The sequence below is a fragment of the Borreliella americana genome (assembly GCF_032595795.2).
Taxonomy (GTDB): domain Bacteria; phylum Spirochaetota; class Spirochaetia; order Borreliales; family Borreliaceae; genus Borreliella; species Borreliella americana.
Window position 1 is genome coordinate 148,983 of sequence record NZ_CP132449.1, and the last position, 22,733, is coordinate 171,715.

Below are 22,733 nucleotides of genomic sequence, written 5' to 3' on the forward strand. Positions count from 1 at the left end.
ATTATTTATTTCTTTGATTAAAATCAAAAGCCCTTAATGTATTTTCCTGATCTTTCATGCGCTTAACGGTAAAATCCAGGGTATTAAGCTCACCTTCCACTTTTCTCTCTCTGTCTTCGTACTTCTTTTTATAATCTTCAACTTTATTTTTTTGATTAAAAATTTTCAAGTCATAATTTTTTATTTTATTATAAATAACTCCTCCAGAAGCTACAAGAGGCCCCAGACAATCTCCTAGCATTTTAGCAATTCCATTATCATATACTCTGTCACCATTAAGATCAAATAAAAAAAGTTCTCTAACATTATCGATATTATTACGAATCGATTCATCAAACTTTTTCTCATCAAGTCTTAAATATCTAGAAAGTCCTCCAGAAGAAGAAATGGAATTAGTAAAAACTCCCATCTGATTAATTATTGAAAAATTAGGGTCACTAGTAACATAAGGCTTAAAAATTATTGATTCTAATCTGGACTTAAGATTTTTTAATAAAAATTCAGATCTTAAAATACCTAAATTTTTATAAGCCTCTTCTTTTTGAGAATCACTAAGATAAGTCAGCTCTTCAATTATATTAGACTTTTGATTATTGGGTTGATCTTCATTAGAGCTTACAATATTAATCTCAGCAAGAACTTCATTGTAAGCACCAATAAAATCTAAAAGAACCCTCTTAATCCCTTCATAATCAGGTTCAATTTTAGCCTCAACCATATCACTTGAGGCTTTTTTTAAACTTAATGTCACATTTGGAACTAAATCATTTATAACATTTGAATCTCTCTCAACATCTACTCCATCAAATTTAATTTTTGCATTTTCAGCAAAACTTTTAGCATTTATTGGCAAATGCCCATCTCTATTTTTTGGATCAAAAATTTCAACATTGCTAATCACAATTACTTTATTATTTGCTTTATTTTCAATATTTATTTCTTCTAGATTAGAAAGAACTCCAACATCAACTTCAACTTCTTCAAAATTATTTGAAATATTTATTAAAGGAAGCTCTAAAGAACCTTCCTTGCCACATATTTTAACCATATTCATTTGAATATATTTTTTTTCCAAAGGAGTTTTTAAATCAGATCCAAGATCAACTACACTATCTTCACTCTCAACTTTTGCATCCTTAAACGTAGCCCCCCCGGGATTAAAAATAATCTTGCTATCAGGCTCTTCTAAGCCTGTATCAAAATACTTAACTTTAAATTTAATTTTACTCCTAGATGTAATTTCAATATCTTCAGGAATTTCAATTGATACTTCTGAAAGCGGATTCAAAACAAGGCTATTATTCTCAAAAGAAAGTTTATTGTTACTGCTAGATTGATTTGCAACAATATCTGAAAGATTAGGGTTAAAATTGGTTTTAAGTTCACTTAAAATTCCAATTTGCTTAGCAAAAGACAATCCTTCCCCTTTTATAACAAGTTTATTTTCTTTACCTTCCTTTAAAGATTGTAAAACAAAACGACTATTCCCATTTTTATCACTTTTTACTATTTTTGCAGATAAAAAGCCCTTTCCCTTGTTATTAATATCCCTCACAAGTAAATCAATATTACCATTACTTTTTACATTAATTTCTTTCTTGCCAACTAAAAATATATAATCCCCCTCTGGGATTGTAACTTTTTTAGGATCAAAATTTGAAGACAAAAACACATCGGCTGATGCTATTTGATCAACAATTAATTTGTGAGTCTCATTCTTAGCTCCATATCTAGTAGACAAGGTTAAGACTTCGCTATTACTAGAATTTCCTGACATTAGATTAAAAGGACTGTTAAGCGATGTAAGTTCTTTTGCAAGAGAATTTAAAGTAGAAATTTTTCTATTAATTAGCTGCCAGGCACTTTTCTCTTGTTCTAAAGATTCAAGTTTCTTAAAAGAAGAATCGATTTTAGCTTTATCGGACTTAAGCATGGATTCACGAATTTCTTTGGTATTGTATTTACTCTCAAGTCCAGGAACAAAAAATCCTGATGCCAAAATAATGCCCTCCGGGATAAATTATATCATTAATAAAATTGAAAATAAAATATAATATGCAATAAACAAAAAACATAAAATTCAAGTATCTAAACCAATTTAAAATAAAAAACATAAAAAGTAAAAACTTTAAAAAAATTTAATGTTTATAGTAAAATAAATTAAAAGGAGCATAAAAATGCCAAATTTTTGCTTATTCAACTCAAAATCCGTTTTAACTGGAAACGATAAAATAGATAATTCAGCAGTTCTAATTAAGGATAATAAAATTTTTGATATTGTAACGTCTGATAGGCTTAAAAAAATGGATCTTGAAGAATACCAAATGATTGATACAAAAGGCAATTATATAACTCCCGGACTTTACGACAATCATATTCATGGATTTCACGGTCATGGGACAGATCAGTGTTCAACAGAATCAATACTTAAAATGTCAGAACATCTAGCACAATACGGTGTAGTAGGATTTTTGCCAACTCTTTATCCAAGACCAATAGATGAAATGATTGAAGCAATAAAAGCTTGCACAGCAGCAATTGGCAAAGAAAAGGGAGCTAAAATTTTAGGACTTCACCTTGAAGGACCATTTTTTTCTCCTGAAAAAAATGGAGCCCATCCTGTTTCTCATCTTCATGAACCCAGCATTGAAGTTATGCAAAAATTAATAGATGCAGCTGGTGGAGTATTTACAGGATCAAACGGCAAAAGAAAAACACATATAAGTACAATGACCGTTGCTCCTGAGCTTAAGGGCATGAGAGATCTTGCAATATTTTGCCTTGAAAACAATATAAACCTTCAAGCAGGACACACAAATGCAACATATGAAAATATGATAGAAGGATTTCAGGTCGGAATACTTCACACAACCCATTTTTTCAACGCAATGTCAAAACTTGATCACAGAAATCCAAATGCAATAGGAGCAGTGTTAATACACGGCGATGTTTCTTGTGAAATTATTGCAGATGGCCACCATATACATCCAAAATTAGTTTTAATGCTTAGAAAACTTAAAGATATAAGTAAAATAGTCCTTGTAACTGACGGACTTACTCCAAATTATCAGGCTTGTGGAAAACTAATCGCAAACGGAGACGAAGTTTATATTGCAGAAGATGGATTATTCCATAACGTAAAAAACAACACAATAGCTGGATCAACACTCACAATGATACAAGGTCTTAAAAACTTAATAGAATTCGGATACAGTTTAAGCGATGCTGTTCAAGCAAGCTCCTACAATCCAACAAGAATCCTAAATATTGATAAAAAGGGATTAATATGTCACGGATATGATGCAAACATCAATGTCTTAGATAAAGATTTTAATCTAAAGTTAACAATGATAGAATCTAAAATAATTTTTAACAATCTATAAATTTAAACCATTTTAAGGAAATAGTAATGAGATTAATAATCAGACCTACATATGAAGACATATCAAAGTGGGCAGCCAATCACGTAGCACAAAAAATTAAAGAATTTTCTCCAACAAAAGAAAAGCCATTTATCCTTGGACTTCCAACAGGAAGTTCTCCAATTGGTATGTATAAAAATTTAATTGAATTAAATAAAGATAAAAAAATTTCATTTCAAAATGTCATAACTTTTAACATGGATGAATATATAGGAATTGAAAAAAATCATCCTCAAAGTTACCATTCATTTATGTGGAAAATTTTTTTTTCTCACATTGATATCAAAAAAGAAAACATAAATATACTAAATGGAAATGCTTTAGATCTTAAAAAAGAATGTGAAGAGTATGAAAAGAAAATCAAATCCTTCGGGGGAATCATGCTTTTTGTAGGTGGAATCGGACCTGATGGTCACATTGCTTTTAACGAACCGGGGTCCTCCTTAACATCAAGAACAAGAATTAAAACTTTAACCCAAGATACAATCATTGCTAATTCAAGATTTTTTGAAGGCAATCTGAACAAAGTTCCCAAAAGCGCGCTAACTGTTGGGGTTGGAACAATTATGGATTCACAAGAAATTTTAATAATAGTAAATGGACATAGCAAAGCAAGAGCATTAAAGCACGCTATTGAAAAAGGTATTAATCATATGTGGACAATTAGCGCACTTCAATTACATAAAAATGCAATCATAGTGTCTGACAAAAATGCAACTTACGAATTAAAAGTTGGAACAGTAGAATACTTTAATGACATAGAAAGAGAAAACTTTAATAATGATTTAAAATAAATTAAATTAAAATTTTAAAGTAAAATACTATTATTCATAGTAAACTCTTTCTAAAAATAAAGGCTAATTGTTAGCTTCATTGTAAATTTTTGAAACTTCTTCCCAATTCAAAGCCTTAAAAAATGCATCAACATATTCAATTCTTCTATTTTGATATTTAAGATAATAGGCATGCTCCCAAACATCAATACCTAAAATTGGTTTATAAGACTTCATTAAAGGACTGTCTTGATTAGGCATTGAAATAACCTTAAGTCCGCTATCAGGGCACAATACTAGCCAAGCCCAACCACTTCCAAAAATTTTCATCGCAGTATCTTTTAAATTAGCCTTAAGAACATCTAGGCTTCCAAAAGCTGTATTAATATCATCTTTAAACTTTTCAAAAAGATTGTCCTTGTTTCCTGGCCTTAAAGTTCTAAAATATAAAGTATGGTTAGAATAGCCTCCAGCATTATTTCGTATTAAAGTTTGAAATTCTTCTGGAAAATCATGAATATTTTTTAGTATGCTTGACACATCTGTTAAATGAATTTTCTCCACTTTTTCCAAAATGGAATTCAAATTCATTACAAAACCATTATGGTGCTTGCTATGATGAATTTCCATAGTTTTAGCATCAATATAAGGCTCAACAGCATCATAATCATAACCAAGTTCTGGCAGCTTAAACATAAAACCCCCTATTTTAACTTTTGCCGTGACAATTTTTATATTTCTTCCCACTTCCACAATAACAAGGCTCATTTCTACCTATTTTAGGAGAACTTCTAACCACTTGAATATTAGAAACGTTTTTACCCTCATTAATAACAATTCCAGAAAGTTCTTTATGAATTGGTTTAACATTTCTAGACTTCTTTGTTGATTTAAAATCGGAAGAATTGCTATCTAATTTTAACTGAAGAACACGCCTTATGGTAGAAACTTTAATATCTTTAATAAGTTCGCTAAATATTGAAAATCCCTCTTCTTTATATTCTGTAATTGGATTTTTATTAGCATAAGACCTTAAATAAACAGCCTCTCTTAAAGAGTCTAAATTTGCAAGATGTTCTTGAAATTTAAAATCAATATTTTTCAAATATTCATATCTTAAAAATCCATTAAAAAGATCCCTACCAATCAAATTTTCTTTTTCATCTAAATTTGCCTTTGCTATTTGCATTAATTTAGCCTTTAAATCAAGAGAATTAATATTTTCAATAGAGCCAATACTCTCAAGCATATAAGCAAAAATTGAATTTACTTCATTTAAAAAAACATTTGAAACTGTATTACCTTTTGTCCCTTCAAGTAAAAAACTAAGATATTCTTCTAAAGCAACAAGAATACGATCCTTAATGGCTGTATCTTCAAGAATAGAGTTTCTCTGGGCATAAATAAAATCTCTGTGTTTTGTAATAACATCGTCATACTCTAATAAATGCTTTCTAATTTCAAAATTTCTGTCTTCTACTCGTTTTTGAGCATTAATCAAAGATTTAGTTAAAAGAGAATGTGTAATAGGCTCTCCTGTTGCCATTCCAAGCTTACCCATTAATGATCTTAGGTTGTCTCCAGCAAAAAGACGCATTAAATCGTCCTCAAGTGACACATAAAATCTTGAACGCCCAGGATCACCTTGCCTTCCGCTACGCCCACGAAGTTGATTATCTATTCGCCTTGATTCGTGACGTTCACTACCAATAACATAAAGCCCACCAAGACTTTTAACCTCATTATAGTCTTTCAGGTAGTTTTCTCTCTCATTTTTAACAGCCTCTTGAAATTCTTCAAGGCTTACATTAGTTCCGATTTTTTTTCTAACTCTGTGCTCAATATTTCCCCCAAGTTTAATATCCGTACCACGACCAGCCATATTTGTTGCTATTGTAACCGCATATTTTGCTCCAGCTTCAGCAATAATAAATGCTTCTCGAGAATGATTTTTCGCATTAAGAACTTCATGCTTAATCCCCCTACTTTTAAACATGGCTGATAAAATCTCAGATTTTTCAATAGAAGCGGTTCCTACTAAAACCGGTTGACCCTTTTTGTAAGTTTTATAAACCTCATCTGTAATCGCATTAAATTTAAATTCTTCCGTATAATAAATAGTATCATCTTCATCTATTCGAGCTAACAATCTGTTTGTTGGAACTACAACTACATCAAGATTATATATTTTGTGAAATTCCTTAGCTTCTGTATCAGCTGTACCTGTCATACCAGAAATCTTATCAAACATTCTAAATAGATTTTGAAAAGTAATAGTTGCCATAGTCTTATTTTCATTAGCAACTCTAACTCCTTCTTTAGCCTCAATAGCTTGATGAAGTCCGTCTGAATATCTTCGCCCTGTTAAAACTCTCCCGGTAAATTCATCTACAATCTCAACCCCAGAATCACCAACAATATATTCTCTATCTTTCAAAAAAAGCAAATGTGCTTTTAAGGCTTGAGTCATATAATGAACATAATTAAAATTTGAATCAGTATACATAGATCCACTAATAATGCCCTTAGAAACTAAAAGCTGCTCAAGATTATTAAGTCCCTTGGCAGTAAAAGAAATTCTTTTAGATTTTTCATCAACAGTATAATCACCATCAAGGTCATCTATTTCTAAAGGATAATCACCTGTTTTGGGATCCTTGGAGCATTCTTTTAAAAAAGATACAAGAGAATTAACTTCAAGATAAGCATTGATGTTGCCTTCAGTAGGCCCTGAAATAATTAACGGGGTTCTTGCCTCATCGATCAAAATAGAATCAATTTCATCAATAATACAATAATTAAACTTTCTTAAGGATTTTTCATTAAGATCATAACGCATATTATCTCTTAAATAATCAAATCCAAGCTCATTATTTGTAACATAAGTAATGTCTTTAGCATACTGAGCCTTTCTTAGCTCATAATCCATATTAGATAGAACAACCCCCACGCTAACACCCAAGAGATCAAAAACTGGCTTCATCCAATTAGAATCACGCTCCGCAAGATAGTCATTAACAGTAACAATAATAACTCCATCTCCTGTCAAACTATTTAAATACGCTGCTTGAACTGAGGAGAGAGTTTTTCCTTCTCCTGTTTTCATCTCTATTATTTTGCCCTTGTGAAGAGCAAGCCCCGCAATGATTTGCACATCATAAGGCCTTTCTTTAAGACGCCTTCTGGCAGCTTCTCTGGACAGAGTAAAGGCTCGCTCTAAAATATTATCTAAAGAATTACCCGATTTTAATTCATCTTTAAGCTTTTCTGTCTCCTTTGAAAAATCTTCATCTGCCAACAACAATGCCCAACGCTCAAGCTTATTAATATTTCTTAAAGTTGGAAGATAATCTTTTAAATCTCTTATACTTTTTGAGCCAATAGTTGTCTCAAGTACTGCTTTTAACATGATAGGTATTAATTCTCCTAAATAATTGACTTAAAGTCATTTTAAATAATAATATAAAAATATGAAAAAACACTATAAAGCTCTTATATTAAGCCTGCTTTTTGCAATTATATCATGTAATACTAAAACTTTAAACGAACTAGGAGAAGAACAATTCAAAATACCATTTGGAACACTTCCTGGCGCAATAATGCCTCTTAATAACAAATTCACAAATTCAAAATTTGACATCAAAACGTATAACGGGCTAGTGTACATTGCAGAAATAAAAACAAATAAATTAATGATTTTCAACTCATACGGAAAACTAATACAAACATATCAAAATGGAATATTTAAAACAAACCCAGATTTAAAAATAAAAAAAATAGATTTTGAAGGAATTCAAGCAATATATCCATTAAAAGATTTCATTATTGTCGCAGACAAACTAAATAATAAAAAATCAAAATTCAACCAAAAAGAGAATATTGCCTACTTCATGAGAATATTAATACTAAACAAAAACTCGACTGTAGAAATTTTAGGTCAAGAAGGTTTAAACGGAACACCATTTCCACAAATTTATGATGTTAATGTTGATGAAAATGGCAACATTGCAATAATATCAATATATAGCAAAGGATACATAATATATTCTTACAATAAAGAATTTTTCCCTCTTTATAAAATTTACGTTAACAAAAACCTGCTAAAAACGATAGACAATCAAAAGAAAAAATACAACATTTCAATAGATAAGGTTTTTTTTGAAGTTAATAAAAAAATTCTTTATGTAAAAACTACTTACTATGAAAACATTGGCGACAATGAAAATATAAACGACCTTGGAATTAAAATTAAAGATCAATATATCTATAAAATGAGTTTGAAAAAAAACAAAGAATTGGAAGTGATAACTAAAATTGATCTTCCCAAAAACTTACTAGATGATAAACAAGAAAGCTTCATAAACATTATTAAAATACAAAAAGACAAAATAATAGCATCCACTAATATGAAAAATTTATCTAACAATTTAATATGGAAATTAGACAACAAAGGTTTAATTAAAGAACAAATAGCTTTAATTGAGCCTCCAAATTTAATGTTTCTCTCTGAGAGTTTATCTAAAGATGGAATACTTAGCATACTTTATGCCGGAAAAACCGGTGTTAGTGTTTACTGGTGGAATTTAAATGCATTATTAAAATTATAATTATAAGAAGGTTGAATTTGCAAATACAATGAAAAAGATTAATTGCAATCAACAACTAGAAATTGAATACCAAAAAAAAATAAAAAAACATATCATTATTGGAATAATCTTTGTTGTAATTCTTTTATTTTTTAAAATTTTATTAATTCCCAGAATTCAAAATCACGAAAATAATAAAAATAATATCAAAATGATAATAAGCTACAAGCAAGACAAAAACAAATTGTCGCTAAAAATAAACATAAAAACAAAAAAAACTTCTAACCTGGGAAAAGCCAAGCTAGATATTTATCTGGACAGTAAATTAATTGAAAGTAACATGCTTTATATAAGTAGCAAAAACTTTACAACATATGCTAATATAATCTATCAAAATGAAAGTTTATTAAGTATAATATTAAAAAGTAATGGCAATAATAATGTCTTTTATAGCAAAAGAATAAAGCCTAGAGGATAAAATATGATACAAATATACTTCATGTCTGTTTCACTTAACATCTTAGGGGGAATAATACTTGCATTTCCAATATTAATAGAAAAAATAAGCTTTTTCAAAATTTTTGAAGATTTTGTAAATTTAATAAACGACAATAAAAAGGTAAAAAGCATTTTTGGATTATTATTTTTAATAACCAGCACCCTTGAAATAATCAAGCCCTACAAATTGCCAATAATTGGAAATTTGATTCCAGCTATAAGTTTATTTTTAATTGGATTTATCTTGTTTTTAAACCAAAAATTACCTACAGAAGTTCAAAATAATAAAAAATATGGAAAATTCAAATCAATACTTGAAAGCAATCAACAACTAATTGGCATTATATCAATTGTTATAGGAATAATTCATTTTTTAGCAGCAGAAATACCTTTATTGTAAAATGTTGAAATGATTAAAAATAAAGATGCAATTTTTAATAAAACCAAAAGTTCATTGACTTTGATATAAGCATTCTATATTATTACTATGATTTAATGTAAATTTAATTACCACCTCAAAAAGGGCTTTAAATGGTATAAAGGAAGAAGGTATAATGATATTTAGAACATATAAACATTTAAGACTAATAATACTGCCCATATTAATATTGAGTTGCGCTTTTTTTAAAAAACCACAATCTGTACAGCAAGAAAACGAAACTGGAAAACCAATAGGCGATGAAAAATTGCATTTAATATCAGGCAAAATTTCAAATAAAAAATTGCCAATCATAACCGGAAATCATGACGTAACTTGGATAAAAACAAAGGCAATGAAAATCTTAGGCGAAGATGGAAAAGAAATACCAGAATTTAAAAACAAATTTGGATATTCTTATATAATATCTCCTATAAAAATGGATGATAAATATAGTTATTACGCGTCATTATTAATACTTTTTGAAACAACTAAAAATGGAGATGATGAATATGAAATTGAAGATGTTAAATTTGTAACAGCTGGTTCCAATCTGGAACTTAAAAATTCGCTTCTGGCTGTTGAAAATTCACAAGAAGAAGGATATATTACTGCATACCCATTTGGAATATTGATGAGCGATGAAATAAAAAATGCCTTTAAATTAACATATAAAAATGGTCATTGGAATTATATGCTTGCAGATTTAACTGTCAAAAATAAACTTACTAAAGAAACTAAAATTTATAAAATTTCTCTTAATTCAAAATTAATTATTAAATTTTTAAAAGAAGTACTAAAAGAAAATTCTATATTAAAAGACATAGCTGGAGATTTATTTGAAGATATATAAATACAAGTAAAAGGAAACATCTTATGAGCATTAAAAAATTTATTTTAACCATGATAATTCTTTCTTTAGCTAAAAATATTTTTTCTGAAAACAAAATTAATATCTTCGAAAATGAAAATTATATTGTAAAAGAAAATATAAAAACAGAAATTAAAAAACTAAAACAAAGTTTTTTACTTACATCTGTTGATGTAGCCATCAGCCAACCTTACATAGAATTAGTAGATTTAAATGGAGATCCAATAAAAGAACTTGATGGAATTAGTTATTCATTTATAAATGTATTTTCAAAAATTGGATCTTCTGCTATTATTTCATTTGATCTATCAAAAGAAGCTTCCAAGAAATACAAAATCACAAAATTAGAATTTTTAAGTCCAGATAAAGGCAATTTTATTAATCGACTAAGTAATCTTACTAGTGGAAAACAGCAATCAAAAAAAGAGCTCGCAAAAGATGCTTATTCATTTGGCACATTAAGAACTGAATCTCTTTCAAAAACAATTGCAGAATATTACAAAGATAACAACTGGTATTATATTTTAGCAGCAATAACAGTAGAAAATAATATAAATAAAGAAACTAAAATATACAAAATTAGAATTAACCCTAAAATATATAATGATTTTCAAAAAAAATTGAGATTACATTTTAAAAACAATCAAATAAACAAATTCCCAATACCCGTAGTTATGGAATAAACTACAAATTAATAGAAAAAGATTTTTACTTCTCTAAAGACGCTAAATATATAATAATAAAACAATGGGTAGTAACAAAACAATAATAATAAATTTAAATAATTTAGAACATAACTTAAATTTAATTAAAAATAAAATTGGCGAAAAAGAAATAGTGGCCACCCTAAAAGGTGACGCATATGGTCATGGGCTTATAAACATCTTTAAATTTTTAAAATCAAAAAAAATAAATTATTTTGGACTTTCTAATATTGAAGACGCTAAAACACTTAAAAAAATTGATAAAAATATAAAAATATTGATGTACATTAAAGTGGATCAAAAAGAAATTAAAAATTTAATTAAACTTGATTTAGTACCATTTGTTGCTGATTTTGAATATCTATTTTTAATAGAAAAAGAATGCGCATTGCAAAAAAATAAAATAAAAGTCCACTTAAAAATTGATATTGGAATGAATAGATATGGAATAAAAATAGGTGATGCTCTTGAAATAGCCACATATATTCAAAATTCAGAATTTTTAGAACTAGAAGGGATATGCTCACATCTCCCATCAACAGAAAACTTTAAAACCACGCAAAAACAAATAGAGCAATTCTTATTTTTTTTAGAAACTCTAAAACAAAAAAATATTCATCCCAAGTTTGTTCATATTTCTAATTCAGGACACATTATTAACTACAAAATAAGTCCACAATTCAATATGGTAAGACCTGGTCTTATTCTTTACGGTTATTGTCAATCGCTAAAAAACAAAAAACCTGCTTTAAATTTTAAGCCTGTATTAAGTTTATTTTCAAAAGTAATATTTATCAAAAATGTAAAAAAAGGTGAAAAAATTTCATATTCAGGTATATTTCAAGCCAAAGAAGATATAAAAATAGGAATTATTCCAATCGGATATTTTGATGGAATACCTCAAAATATAAGTAATGATTTTTATTTTTTAATAAACAATAAAAAATGTAAAATAAGAGGAAAAGTTTGCATGAATTTAACAATAGTGGAAATTCCTAAAGACCTAAAAGTTAAAACGGGTTCAAAAGTAGAAATTGTATCAGAAAAATTAAGTATAGATGAAATGAGTAAATTTTCCAAAAGAAGTTATTATGAATTATTATGTAATATAGGAAAATACGAGAAAAAAAAATACTTAGATTAAATTGCCCAAAGAATCAAATTTTTGGAAATCTATTAAATTGCCTCTAGAATCATAAATCCACTTATAAATTGAAAATCCCCCAACATCATCTCTTAATCTCAAATCTGGACCATGATTAGATTGCTTTGATATTTTCCCAAATTTATTGTATTCATATTTATAAACACTAACTCCATGAATATCGTCTTGCAATTGTCCTAAGCTACCAAAATTTTTTTGGGAAATAAGCCTATTTTGTTTATCATATTCATATAAATACTCAAAAACAAAATTACAATCAGAAGCCAAAACCCCATCCTTAGAATAATTTTTCTTTGAAATCATATTGCCATTAGAATCGTAACTAAATTTATACTTTGAAACTCCTTCAAAATCATCTATTGGATTAACAAAATCTCCACCAAAATGTTCTTGAGCAATCAAAAATCCTTCTTTGTCGTAAGAGTATCTATAAATCATCACACCTTTAAAATCGGCTATTAAATTAAAATTTTTATCAAAAAAAATATTTTCTATTAAATAAAAATTATCATCATATTTATAACTATAAATAGCAATGCCTTTAAAATTATCCATTATTTCATACTTTTCCTCATAAACAGTCGGAATATCTCTATTATAGTTTTTATTGATCTTATTACTGTAATTTATTATCCTTTTTTCATTATTTTGAATATAAAAAATAGTCTTCTTCATGGCATATCCATTTTGACTGATTGTTAAATTATTATTATTGTCATAATTATATTCCTTGTAATAGCAATCTTTATCTTTTAAATAATATTCATAACGATAAATTGCTACATTATTTTCATCAGGAGTCAAGTTATTATTAATATCATAATTTAAAATCTCAATAACTTTTCCATCAACATCATAGTGATATATTTTAGTAGCTACAGAAAATGGATTTGAAACGACATAAGCCGATTTGTCAAGATATTCCTCTTTAATAAGATTATGATTAGTATCATAAGTTAATCTAAAACCACAAGTACCATTTTTTGATCTTACAATATAACCATTCTCATCATAATACAAAACCGTTTTAACAAATTTAGTATGATCATAGCTGATTTTCGTAAAATACACATTATTTAAATCTTTGATTTGAATCCCTGATTCATTAAATCTGTAAACATTAAACTCTCTTTCATTGTCGTATAAAAAATGATAATAAGAAACACCATACTTATCTCTAACCATTCCATTAGATCTATTATAATTAAAAATATTTTTAATCCTGCCATCACTCATATATTCTATATGCTCAATATAAACGCCATTATTGTTTTTAAAAGCAAGCCCCCTATTTAGAAATATTCGCCTTTCACTGCGCTTGGATCTTTCTATTTTAATTTGGTTTGCATTAAAAAAAGAAGGCATTAAAATACTAAGCTTACCAATATAATCAACTAAAATAAGATTATTGTTTCGATCATAAGTAAATTTATATCCGTACTCTTCCTCAGACTCTTCTTTTGTAATCTCATATTTACCCACTATACTGTAATTAACAGAATAATCTGCAAACCTATAGTAAACTTCTTTTGAAAAAAGAGAAGCACTAATAAAAAATATTATAAATAACATGAATAAATTCCTTGATAAATCAATTCTATTTTGATAGATTTTATTATACAATAAATCTATCAAAGGGAGCTTTAAAATGGCTAAAATTTCTAAAAACGCTCAAAGAGTGGGTTCAAAAGAACTAATAAGTCGATGGGGAGGAAAAATTATAATGAAATCAAAATTTGAAAATGGGAAAATAAAGCATTATGCAGAATGTCAAACGTCAAAAAATACAGCAAGAAAACCAAGGGATTTATTTTAACAAATAAATCCACTTACTTATAAACGCTATTTTTTTTGTATCCTATCACTAAATTTGACCCAGGCTTCATCTTGCTCTTGTTTTGTATAGCTCTTATTTGCTACTTGCTTAGACGCTGTGCCTTTTTTGGGGAAAGAATTCCTAACTTGTTCTTTTATTTCCTCTCTTTGTTTTCTAATTTTTTCCAATTGTCTTTTAACTCTTTCATTGGAATCAAAAAGACCGCTTCCACCTTTATTCAAACCAGCCCTAAAATCCAATCTAGATAAAGCCTCTTTATAGCTTTGATGCTTGCCTGTTAAAAACAAAACAATTCTTTTAAATAAACTTAATTCTTTATAAGCAGCATTCAAAATTGAGTACAAATCAAGTTTATATATTTTATATAAGGGCAAAAGTTCATTACTATTCTTAAAATATTTTGCTGCTTCAACTTTAATCAAATCTTTAAGATGAGCCTGAACACTTTGTGTTTTGCAAATTCTCCTGTAATGAGAAACAATAAGGTCAAGAAACTTAACTTTATTTTTTAAGCAATACTCATTCATAATATATCTAGATACCAACCTACTGAGAACTTCTTCTAAGCCTTCTTCTGTGAAAATAGAAGAAGAATCATCTCCAAAACTAAGAATTTTAAATATACTAGCCTTCAATTCACTATTAAGAAATCGCAAAACCTTTTCATATTCTTCTAGAAAAAACTCATATGCAAAAGGCTTGTACAAATAAAAATTTTCTTGTACTTGAAATATTTTTGGCAAAATATCATGAATTTTAGATTCAAAAAAGTACATATTAGCAACTAACAAAAAATTTTTAGGATCGTTTAGCCCTTCAGAATAAACTTTTAAAATCCCCAAAAACTCTTCTGTGTTAATTGAACCTTTTTTAAACTCTAAAGTCTTTTCAATTGCTTTTAAAGATTCATCAATTTTAATAGCTTCTATAGCCTTAAGCTCCTCTAAGTCTTTTTCATTTTTAATAAAAAGATTAAGAAACTCCAAAAAAACAAAATAATTTTTTGAGAAAGTAATTCCTTTCTTACCAAGAACTTCATCTTTGATTTCAATTATGCCAGAGAGAATCTTGGAAATAGCACCAATAATATTCTTGCCCTCTTCTAAAGTTTTCTCATAATCAATAAGCTTTAATCCTTTTATTCTAACGAAAACATCTTTTACAACATTGTTAGAAGCAATATTAAAAAATATTTTTTTAACAAACTCAATGAAATATAAAGCCCTGCTTGATGGAATTATCAATGATTTCCAAACTAATATTTCTTTCAATTGAGATTTTGTTTCAAAAAATTTATAGTTAATATCTAAATCTGAAATAGTTATAAATTCATTCTGAAAAACTAACAAACTGGATTCTATATTCTTAACAGTAAGCAAAGAACTAAAAAGCTCTATTCCTATATAAGTTTTCAAAAATAAATCATCAATAGAATAATAATAAAAATCATAACTGGCCTCATCGGTCAAAATTATGCTGTCTGGCAAAAATTCTCCATCGGCTGCTATTTTATTGGTAACTATTCCCCTTTTAACTTCATAAAGTTTGCGAAATAAAAAATCAAGCTCTCCTTTTAAACCTCGTATTCTTACAGAATGCTCTTCTATAAAAGAAGAATAATCTATAGATTCCTTTTTATAAGATAAAATAATTTTCAAAATTGACTTTTGGGTATCAGAAGATATTCCTAGTTGAGAAATCAAAATATCTACTTCTTTACTACTCATATAAAAAATTTCTGGTAATTTTTTCATATTTTCCCTTATATTATATCTAAATAATAAAGCATATTACATTAAAAATATATCAATAAGTCAAAATTAAGTTCAAATAATCAATAAAAATTAAATAACATTAAATTATATAAAAGATATAAAAGCAAAAAAATTAAAGAAATGCCTCTGCTAAAAATACCTTTAAATTTAACCACTAAAAATAAAACGAAAGTTATAAATACCATTATACCAAAATCTAAAATATAAATATCTTGCAACAAGATAGGCCTAAAAAAACTACTACTAGCTAAAATAAACCCAATATTAAAAATATTACTACCAATAATGTTGCCAAAGGCAATGTCTGATTCTTTTCTAATTATTGCAAAAAGAGATACAACAAGCTCAGGAACACTTGTACCAAAAGCTACAAGCATAATCCCAATCAACTTTTCACTAACGTTAAAAACATTGTTGGCAATGTAAAGAGCTCCATCTACCAATAATTTCGACCCCAAATAAAGAAAATACATACTAATAACAAAACTTAATAAATTTAAAAATATAAAGTTAAAACTCTGATTTAAATTACTTACACCCTCTTGAAAAGAATTTTCCAAGCTGGCATGCGTTTTTTCTTCTTTATAAAAAAGTAATAGATAGGATAAAAACAAAATTAAGATACTCAATGAGCTAAAACGATTATAAGGTGTTACAAAAAAAGAGTAAGATCTAAAATCAAATGAAAGCAACAAAAGAAGAAACATTAATAAAAATAGAAACATAAAAGAAAGCTTAAGTCTTTTAAAATCTGCCTTAATCTTTAAAAAGAATCCTGCTAAAGGCAGAGCAAGCAACATATTAATAATATTGCTACCAATAACATTGGAAACAACAATTTCGTTTTTACCCTTAAAAGCTGCCACCAAACTTGTAAAAAGCTCTGGAGCACTTGTTGAAAAAGATACTATTGTAACTCCTATTAAAAGCGTTGGAACTTTCAAATAAGTAGCAATGCTAACTGAACTTTTTAAAAGTAAATCACCACCAAGATACAATAAAAAAATTCCAAATCCTACGTAAAAAAATTGAATTAAATGTTCCAAATGAATCTCCTTTACAAGAAACAACAATTAAAAAGAATCTAAATATTCTTTTAGACTGCCTTTAATCATATAATAAACATTGGACGCATTCCAAAGACTAAAGCCACTACCAAATGACTCCTTGATTCCTTTAAGCTGAAACTTTAAATACTTCAAATAAATCTCGTCATCCACAAATCTTTCTTTTCCCAATAAAAAAGATTGAACATAAGGCCTAATAACAACCCTATCTAAAGAAAAAGCAAGCGCTCTATCACTTCCCTCTTTATAAATTCTATAAGCTCTTTTTGTATAATAAAAATTACTTGGCAAAAAATCATCAGTATAATGCGAAGGATAAAACATAGGAGATATAACGTCAACATAATCTGATAACATTGAAATATTTTGCCCAATACTATTAGTAGGAAACCAGCCATTATACCCATAAATATCAACAGAAATAGGAACATAAAGCTGTTCTCTTGCCATAATTAAAAAAGATTCAAGAGCATCAACGGGTTGCATCTCATACTTATTTATTCTTGAGATTGCAAGAGAAACAGGCCCATCTGATGGGAATCTAATATAATCAAACTGTATCTCGTCAACTCCAAAAGATTGAATTTCTCTTGCAATAGAAATATTGTACTCCCAAGTAGCAGGAGAAAAAATATCTACCCAATGCTCTACTTGTACATAATTCACAAGACCACTAGAATCAACTTTTTTAACAAAATGGGCCCAAGGTTTATTGGTTCTTTTATTCCAAAGAGCGTGCTTAAAATTATCATAGTAATATAATTTTGCATCTTTAAATACAACACATCTAGCAATAACATAAATTCCAAGCTCTTTGGCTTTTTTAAGAATATAAGGAACATTAATTAAGTTTTTAACAGATTTCAACTTATTGGGCAAAGAAAGCTTGCTAGAATAAGTCAAATTACCATTATCATCTTTAAAATCAATTACAACGGCATTCATACCAGAATCTTTAATAAATTTAAATCTTTCATCAACTGCCCTCTTATTACGCAATGTATATGCTGTTAAATAAATAGATCCTTTATTTTTAGCAAGCTGCATCCTTTGTGATTTTTCAAAAAAATCCTGATCCTGCAAAGATAATTTTCCAATAAATGCCCATTGCCCATTAATATAAGAATAAAAATGATTGTCATACGTTCTGACTAAAATTTTTTCTAAATTCTTGCTAGATAAGTCTAAAATACGTATTATTTGCTTTTTAAAGGGAAAAGAAATTTTTTTAATAAATCCACTTTTTTGACTAATTAAAAAAATATCTCCATAAACTCCAGAAGAAAAATATAAATTATTTGTCTCTTCTTTTGAAAATTCAATAGCACTAATAATATCGTAATACCCTGCACCTAAATAAATCTGCGGAATTAAACGATTTAAATTTTTAAAACTAATAGCTCCATTAACACTAAGATAAATGCCATGAATCGCGGTTCCAATAGCAATACGCTTATACTCTCCTTGAGAAAAGGCGCTAGATGTAATATACGCACTGCTATTAAATTTATCAATTCCCACCAATTTTCTAAAATTTTTTGAATAATCATAAGAAACGTAAAGATTGTTACTTGTAGTCAAAAATGAATTCGAAGAATAAACATCTTCATAAATAGAAGTAATTCGACTAGGAATAGGCTTATGAAAAGGGTAAACCCACCTAGAATTTACCCCATTAACTTGAACTTTGGTTATTTTCCCATTAACATTTTTACTTAAAAATCCTTTATGAACAAAAAATAAACTATATTTTTTAAAAAATTCTTCATCGGTTAATGAATATATACTAAAAACTTTAAAAACAAAAAAGAAGAAAATAACTATCCAATAGACAAAAATTTTCATATACATTAATACAATGATACTTGCAAATCAAAAAATATTAAATAATAGTGATTTTTATTTGAACAATTGGAACTCAATTAAATTCAAAAATACTTAAATTTTAGAACAACTTTGCTCTTAAAAATCTTAAGCCCTGCCATAAAGCCTTGTAATAAAACTTATATTTTGACTCAAAGCAGTATTTAAATCACTTTCTAATAATCTAAAAATACAATTATCTAAAGTATTTTTTGGGATATTTGCCTTAAATTCGTCTTCTAAATTAATATAATCTTGCATTGGCACTATTACATTATCAGAAACACTACCCATAGCACCTCTTATCATGTCCCAAACAACAAAATTTTCATTTGTATTTAAATAATCAAAAATGTACTTTTTATGCAAATCGTCCAAAGAGGCAACAAATTCTCGTATTGTATCATTATCAGTACTTCCTGTGTAAACTATACAATTTTTAATATAATTATGAGGAAGATTTTGATTACCTGAATCAAAATCAAAGGCAAGTTTCATTATTTTCATTCCTGGAAAATTAAAAAAATCTCTTAGTCTTGAAACATCTTCAAGATCATTTTCAAAATCTTCAACCCAAATTTTTAAATCTTTAATTTCATTTAAAATAAAATTGAAAAAATCTCGTCCTGGTGACTTTACCCACAACCCATTAAAAGCATAAGTCTCACCCGCACTAACTTCCCAAGTAGAAACAAAACCTCTGAAATGATCAATTTTAATTATATCTGCATACTTTCTTAAAACTCCAATCCTTTTTGCCCACCATTCATACTGAAATTTCTTTAAAACATTCCAGCTATAAGCTACACTATCCCAAGCTTGCTCTTGTTCTAAAAAATAATCTGGAGAAATTCCTGCGACCTTATCTTTGCTTGCATCAAATCTTAGCTTAAAATATTTTTGATGTGCCCAAACATCAGCAGAATCATATGCTATAAAAAAAGGCACGTTAATAACTAGCTCAATCCCCTTATCATTTGCATAGCGCTTTAAAGCTTGAAATTGTGAAAAAAAGAAATACTGCAACACCTCTTGCACTTTAATCTCTTTTGAAAGGATATTTCTCAATTTAAATAAATCTTTTTCATTTCTTTTAAGAATTCCTCTATCAAAAAGAACATTAAAAGTATTCTTTGAGTCTTTAAAAAAATATTCTTTAAATGCAACAAAACTTGCAAAATCTAAAAGCCAATAAGAAGACTTTTTTTTAAATTTTTCAAAGCCTCTAACCTCATCAGCCGAAGCTCTATTAATAAAATTTAAAGCAGCTTCTTTAAGAAATTTATCTTTAAAACTTAACTTTTTTAAATCAGAATACCTGGTTTCATTTTCCTTTAAAAGGCTCAAATCTGAATCTATAAATTTGTCAAGGGATTCTAAATCAATATAATAAACATTGCCAGCAAAAGCTGAAAAAATTGAATAAGGGGGAGATCTTGTAAAATCAATAGGAGAATAAGCAAACATTTGCCAATAACTTTGAGAAGATGCAAACAAAAAATCTATAAATTTATAAGCTCCTTTGCCTAAATCTCCAATGCCATATTTAGATGGTAAAGAGCTTATGTTAAGCAAAATACCACTTTTTCTTTTTAAGTTTAAATTAATACTTATTTTTTTATATTTCATATAAAACCTCTATTAATTAATAATTTAAATAAATTCTCACTGTGTTATAAATTATAATAAATATCAGCTCAGAACAACATATTAAATGGAAATTTTAAAAAAAATTTAAAAATTAAATACTTTTATGATAAAATCTATTAATGAATACTAAAGCTACTATGCTATTGTTGCTATTATTTTTAGTTCAAAGCTTAGCTTTTTCTTCTGAAACCTTTGAATTTAAATACATTAAAGGATCTAAGTTTAGATTAGAAGGTACAGATAATCAAGAAATATATTACAACGGGCATTATAACTCAAGCTCTACTACTAATATTCAAATTTCAAGTGAAATAAAAGACACAAAAGAAAACTTTGCAAACATTAAAGCTTTTTTTAGAATCTTAAAAAGAGAAAATATTAATGAACCTTACCTATTAAATGAAGAGTTTGAAGAAACCTTCAGCGTAAATAAGCAAGGAGAATACATAATAGGAGCAAATCAAAAAAGACCCTCTGTTAGAGGAATTCCAAGATTTCCAAAAACACCAATCAAAATAAATGAAAAATGGACATATCCTGCAGAAGAATATATAGAAGCGTCAAAAATAGACAAAAATATAAAAGATTTCGTTGTAAAATTTAATGTTAACTACGAATATAAAGGCAAAGAAGAATACAATGGCAAGCACTGCCACATAATTCTTTCGAATTACGAATCACAATACAATGTAAAAAACATCTCTTTCTATCAAAAAGTAGACCAAAAAATTTATTTCGATAATGAAATTGGCAATACATATAAATACAGCGATAAATATATATTTGAAATAAATCAGAACAACAACCAACATTTTAAAATGGTTGGCAACTCTCTTGGCAGAGTAGTTTCAATTGAGCTTCCAAATGATAATCTTATTGAAACTGAAGTTGAAAATTACATCCGAGAAAATAAAATAAAAACTATTGACGTTGAAAAAAACAATAAGGGCATTAATTTAAGCTTTGACATTGAATTTTATCCTAACTCATTTCAAATACTACAAAAAGAATATAAAAAAATTGACCTTATAGCCAAACTTCTTGAAAAATTTAAAAAAAATAACATACTAATAGAAGGACATACTGAACAATTTGGATTGGAAGAAGAAATGCATGAGCTCTCTGAAAAAAGAGCTCGTGCAATTGGGAATTATTTAATAAAAATGAAAGTAAAAGACAAAGACCAAATACTATTTAAAGGATGGGGATCTCAAAAACCAAAATATCCTAAATCTTCCCCATTAAAGGCTAAAAATAGGCGAGTAGAAATTACAATATTAAATAACTAACTTAAGATGTATCATCTTTTATTCTTTTTTTCTTTTTTTGTCTGACAACTAATACATAAAAAAGCATAAGGAATAGCTAAAAGTCTCTCCCTAGCAATCTCTTTTTCACAAGCCAAACACTTACCGTAAGAATTTTGAGAAATTCTATAAAGAGCTTGATTTATTAAATTCAACTTTCTCTTTTCAACAAAACCTAACGCTTCAAGATTATTTCCATCCATATTATCAAAAGCAATATCGACAACATCCTTTGGATACATGTCATTATTAATTATTTCCTTTTTGCTATTTTCTACAGACTTAATAGAATCTAATATCTCTCTTTTTTCAGCTGAAAGAAATTTTTTGATCTCTTTAATAAACTCATGCTCAGAAACAGCTTTTTGCATGATACCTCCCTATAAATTACATTTTTAAAAAACTTCGTGTAATTATATACACAATTTATTATAATGTAAACAAAAAATAATGCTTTTATTCTTAAAAAGAATAATTGAAATGATATGTTTAATCATGTAAAATTTATCCTATTAGAGAAAATTATGGAGGTTGTCTTGAATATTAAAGAAGAAGCTATTGAAACTGAAGGAGTTGTAAAAGAATCCCTTCCAAATACCATGTTTAGAGTAGAGCTTAAAAACAAGCACATTGTACTTGCACATCTATCTGGCAAAATGCGAAAACATTTCATAAAAATAGTTCCCGGTGATAAAGTAAAAGTTGAGTTATCTCCTTATGATCTTACAAAAGGCAGAATAGTATACAGGGAAAAATAAAATTAAACCTTTTTGAAAAATTTTCAAGTGTTATAAATA

20 protein-coding genes are annotated in these 22,733 nt (G+C 27.7%); 11 read left to right on the forward strand and 9 right to left on the reverse strand.

Annotation, left to right across the window (positions count from 1 at the left end):
* Position 1 precedes the first annotated feature (1 nt).
* Positions 2-1,999 carry a flagellar filament capping protein FliD gene (gene fliD, locus QIA00_RS00725; protein ID WP_316256904.1) on the reverse strand — a complete coding sequence of 666 codons (1,998 nt, stop codon included), beginning with the start codon at positions 1,997-1,999 and terminating at the stop codon, positions 2-4.
* 178 nt (positions 2,000-2,177) lie between these two features.
* On the opposite strand from fliD, the gene nagA reads away from it, so the two are divergent.
* Together nagA and nagB are read left to right on the forward strand one after the other, a co-directional pair.
* A complete protein-coding gene (gene nagA, locus QIA00_RS00730; RefSeq protein WP_316256906.1) occupies positions 2,178-3,383 on the forward strand; it encodes an N-acetylglucosamine-6-phosphate deacetylase in 1,206 nt (401 codons plus the stop codon).
* A gap of 26 nt (positions 3,384-3,409) precedes the next feature.
* Positions 3,410-4,216, forward strand: coding sequence for a glucosamine-6-phosphate deaminase (nagB, locus tag QIA00_RS00735; protein ID WP_316256907.1), 807 nt, complete (start codon positions 3,410-3,412; stop codon positions 4,214-4,216).
* Positions 4,217-4,279: 63 nt separating this feature from the next.
* Here nagB and QIA00_RS00740 read toward each other — a convergent pair whose 3' ends face one another.
* Both QIA00_RS00740 and secA read right to left on the reverse strand, forming a co-directional pair.
* Positions 4,280-4,891, reverse strand: coding sequence for a superoxide dismutase (locus tag QIA00_RS00740; RefSeq protein WP_316256908.1), 612 nt, complete (start codon positions 4,889-4,891; stop codon positions 4,280-4,282).
* 13 nt (positions 4,892-4,904) lie between these two features.
* Positions 4,905-7,604 (reverse strand): preprotein translocase subunit SecA, encoded by a 2,700-nt coding sequence (gene secA, locus QIA00_RS00745; protein WP_316256909.1) that lies wholly within the window; start codon positions 7,602-7,604, stop codon positions 4,905-4,907.
* Positions 7,605-7,665: 61 nt separating this feature from the next.
* Between secA and QIA00_RS00750 the strand changes: the two genes are divergently transcribed.
* The 6 genes from QIA00_RS00750 (at position 7,666) to alr (ending at position 12,416) form a co-directional block, all read left to right on the forward strand.
* On the forward strand, positions 7,666-8,802 hold the full coding sequence (locus QIA00_RS00750; protein ID WP_316256911.1) for an LIC_12708 family protein: 1,137 nt from the start codon (positions 7,666-7,668) through the stop codon (positions 8,800-8,802).
* 28 nt (positions 8,803-8,830) lie between these two features.
* Positions 8,831-9,259 (forward strand): hypothetical protein, encoded by a 429-nt coding sequence (locus QIA00_RS00755; RefSeq protein ID WP_316256913.1) that lies wholly within the window; start codon positions 8,831-8,833, stop codon positions 9,257-9,259.
* A gap of 3 nt (positions 9,260-9,262) precedes the next feature.
* Positions 9,263-9,679, forward strand: coding sequence for a hypothetical protein (locus QIA00_RS00760; protein WP_316256915.1), 417 nt, complete (start codon positions 9,263-9,265; stop codon positions 9,677-9,679).
* Between the two features lie 154 nt (positions 9,680-9,833).
* On the forward strand, positions 9,834-10,550 hold the full coding sequence (locus tag QIA00_RS00765) for a S2/P23 family protein (RefSeq protein WP_316256916.1): 717 nt from the start codon (positions 9,834-9,836) through the stop codon (positions 10,548-10,550).
* Between the two features lie 23 nt (positions 10,551-10,573).
* Entirely contained in the window at positions 10,574-11,251 is a 678-nt protein-coding gene (locus tag QIA00_RS00770) for a S2/P23 family protein (protein ID WP_316256917.1), read from the forward strand.
* Between the two features lie 46 nt (positions 11,252-11,297).
* Positions 11,298-12,416 carry an alanine racemase gene (gene alr / locus QIA00_RS00775; RefSeq protein WP_316257648.1) on the forward strand — a complete coding sequence of 373 codons (1,119 nt, stop codon included), beginning with the start codon at positions 11,298-11,300 and terminating at the stop codon, positions 12,414-12,416.
* Here alr and QIA00_RS00780 read toward each other — a convergent pair.
* On the reverse strand, positions 12,408-14,009 hold the full coding sequence (locus QIA00_RS00780) for a hypothetical protein (protein WP_316256918.1): 1,602 nt from the start codon (positions 14,007-14,009) through the stop codon (positions 12,408-12,410). The two genes, alr and QIA00_RS00780, sit on opposite strands and share 9 nt — an antisense overlap.
* A gap of 76 nt (positions 14,010-14,085) precedes the next feature.
* Here QIA00_RS00780 and QIA00_RS00785 point away from each other — a divergent pair, with 76 nt between their 5' ends.
* Entirely contained in the window at positions 14,086-14,253 is a 168-nt protein-coding gene (locus tag QIA00_RS00785) for a hypothetical protein (RefSeq protein WP_002657037.1), read from the forward strand.
* Between the two features lie 26 nt (positions 14,254-14,279).
* Here the strand turns inward: QIA00_RS00785 and QIA00_RS00790 are convergent, their stop codons facing one another.
* The 4 genes from QIA00_RS00790 to malQ all read right to left on the reverse strand — a co-directional run bounded on the left by QIA00_RS00790 (position 14,280) and on the right by malQ (position 20,608).
* Positions 14,280-16,028, reverse strand: a complete 1,749-nt coding sequence (locus QIA00_RS00790; protein ID WP_316256919.1) for a hypothetical protein — start codon at positions 16,026-16,028, stop codon at positions 14,280-14,282.
* Between the two features lie 80 nt (positions 16,029-16,108).
* Positions 16,109-17,095, reverse strand: a complete 987-nt coding sequence (locus tag QIA00_RS00795; protein WP_316256920.1) for a calcium/sodium antiporter — start codon at positions 17,093-17,095, stop codon at positions 16,109-16,111.
* 27 nt (positions 17,096-17,122) lie between these two features.
* The gene (locus QIA00_RS00800) at positions 17,123-18,967 is read right to left on the reverse strand and encodes a putative glycoside hydrolase (RefSeq protein ID WP_316256921.1); all 1,845 of its coding nucleotides are present in this window, start codon (positions 18,965-18,967) and stop codon (positions 17,123-17,125) included.
* A gap of 120 nt (positions 18,968-19,087) precedes the next feature.
* A complete protein-coding gene (malQ, locus tag QIA00_RS00805) occupies positions 19,088-20,608 on the reverse strand; it encodes a 4-alpha-glucanotransferase (RefSeq protein ID WP_316256922.1) in 1,521 nt (506 codons plus the stop codon).
* A gap of 140 nt (positions 20,609-20,748) precedes the next feature.
* Between malQ and QIA00_RS00810 the strand changes: the two genes are divergently transcribed.
* Positions 20,749-21,918 (forward strand): OmpA family protein, encoded by a 1,170-nt coding sequence (locus tag QIA00_RS00810; RefSeq protein WP_316256923.1) that lies wholly within the window; start codon positions 20,749-20,751, stop codon positions 21,916-21,918.
* Positions 21,919-21,929: 11 nt separating this feature from the next.
* Here the strand turns inward: QIA00_RS00810 and QIA00_RS00815 are convergent, their stop codons facing one another.
* Positions 21,930-22,307, reverse strand: coding sequence for a TraR/DksA family transcriptional regulator (locus QIA00_RS00815; RefSeq protein WP_316256925.1), 378 nt, complete (start codon positions 22,305-22,307; stop codon positions 21,930-21,932).
* 165 nt (positions 22,308-22,472) lie between these two features.
* Here QIA00_RS00815 and infA point away from each other — a divergent pair, with 165 nt between their 5' ends.
* Positions 22,473-22,694 (forward strand): translation initiation factor IF-1, encoded by a 222-nt coding sequence (gene infA / locus QIA00_RS00820; RefSeq protein ID WP_006433515.1) that lies wholly within the window; start codon positions 22,473-22,475, stop codon positions 22,692-22,694.
* Positions 22,695-22,733 lie beyond the last annotated feature (39 nt).

Excerpts from the sequence above, each read along its gene's own strand:
- QIA00_RS00755 (WP_316256913.1), top strand. The coding sequence starts at position 8,831 with ATGAAAAAGATTAATTGCAATCAACAACTAGAAATTGAATACCAAAAA.
- QIA00_RS00770 (WP_316256917.1), top strand. The coding sequence starts at position 10,574 with ATGAGCATTAAAAAATTTATTTTAACCATGATAATTCTTTCTTTAGCT.
- nagB (WP_316256907.1), top strand. The coding sequence starts at position 3,410 with ATGAGATTAATAATCAGACCTACATATGAAGACATATCAAAGTGGGCA.
- QIA00_RS00765 (WP_316256916.1), top strand. The coding sequence starts at position 9,834 with ATGATATTTAGAACATATAAACATTTAAGACTAATAATACTGCCCATA.
- QIA00_RS00815 (WP_316256925.1), bottom strand. The coding sequence starts at position 22,307 with ATGCAAAAAGCTGTTTCTGAGCATGAGTTTATTAAAGAGATCAAAAAA.
- QIA00_RS00810 (WP_316256923.1), top strand. The coding sequence starts at position 20,749 with ATGAATACTAAAGCTACTATGCTATTGTTGCTATTATTTTTAGTTCAA.
- QIA00_RS00760 (WP_316256915.1), top strand. The coding sequence starts at position 9,263 with ATGATACAAATATACTTCATGTCTGTTTCACTTAACATCTTAGGGGGA.
- QIA00_RS00740 (WP_316256908.1), bottom strand. The coding sequence starts at position 4,891 with ATGTTTAAGCTGCCAGAACTTGGTTATGATTATGATGCTGTTGAGCCT.
- nagA (WP_316256906.1), top strand. The coding sequence starts at position 2,178 with ATGCCAAATTTTTGCTTATTCAACTCAAAATCCGTTTTAACTGGAAAC.
- QIA00_RS00750 (WP_316256911.1), top strand. The coding sequence starts at position 7,666 with ATGAAAAAACACTATAAAGCTCTTATATTAAGCCTGCTTTTTGCAATT.
- QIA00_RS00785 (WP_002657037.1), top strand. The coding sequence starts at position 14,086 with ATGGCTAAAATTTCTAAAAACGCTCAAAGAGTGGGTTCAAAAGAACTA.
- QIA00_RS00790 (WP_316256919.1), bottom strand. The coding sequence starts at position 16,028 with ATGAAAAAATTACCAGAAATTTTTTATATGAGTAGTAAAGAAGTAGAT.
- QIA00_RS00800 (WP_316256921.1), bottom strand. The coding sequence starts at position 18,967 with ATGTATATGAAAATTTTTGTCTATTGGATAGTTATTTTCTTCTTTTTT.
- QIA00_RS00780 (WP_316256918.1), bottom strand. The coding sequence starts at position 14,009 with ATGTTATTTATAATATTTTTTATTAGTGCTTCTCTTTTTTCAAAAGAA.
- secA (WP_316256909.1), bottom strand. The coding sequence starts at position 7,604 with ATGTTAAAAGCAGTACTTGAGACAACTATTGGCTCAAAAAGTATAAGA.
- malQ (WP_316256922.1), bottom strand. The coding sequence starts at position 20,608 with ATGAAATATAAAAAAATAAGTATTAATTTAAACTTAAAAAGAAAAAGT.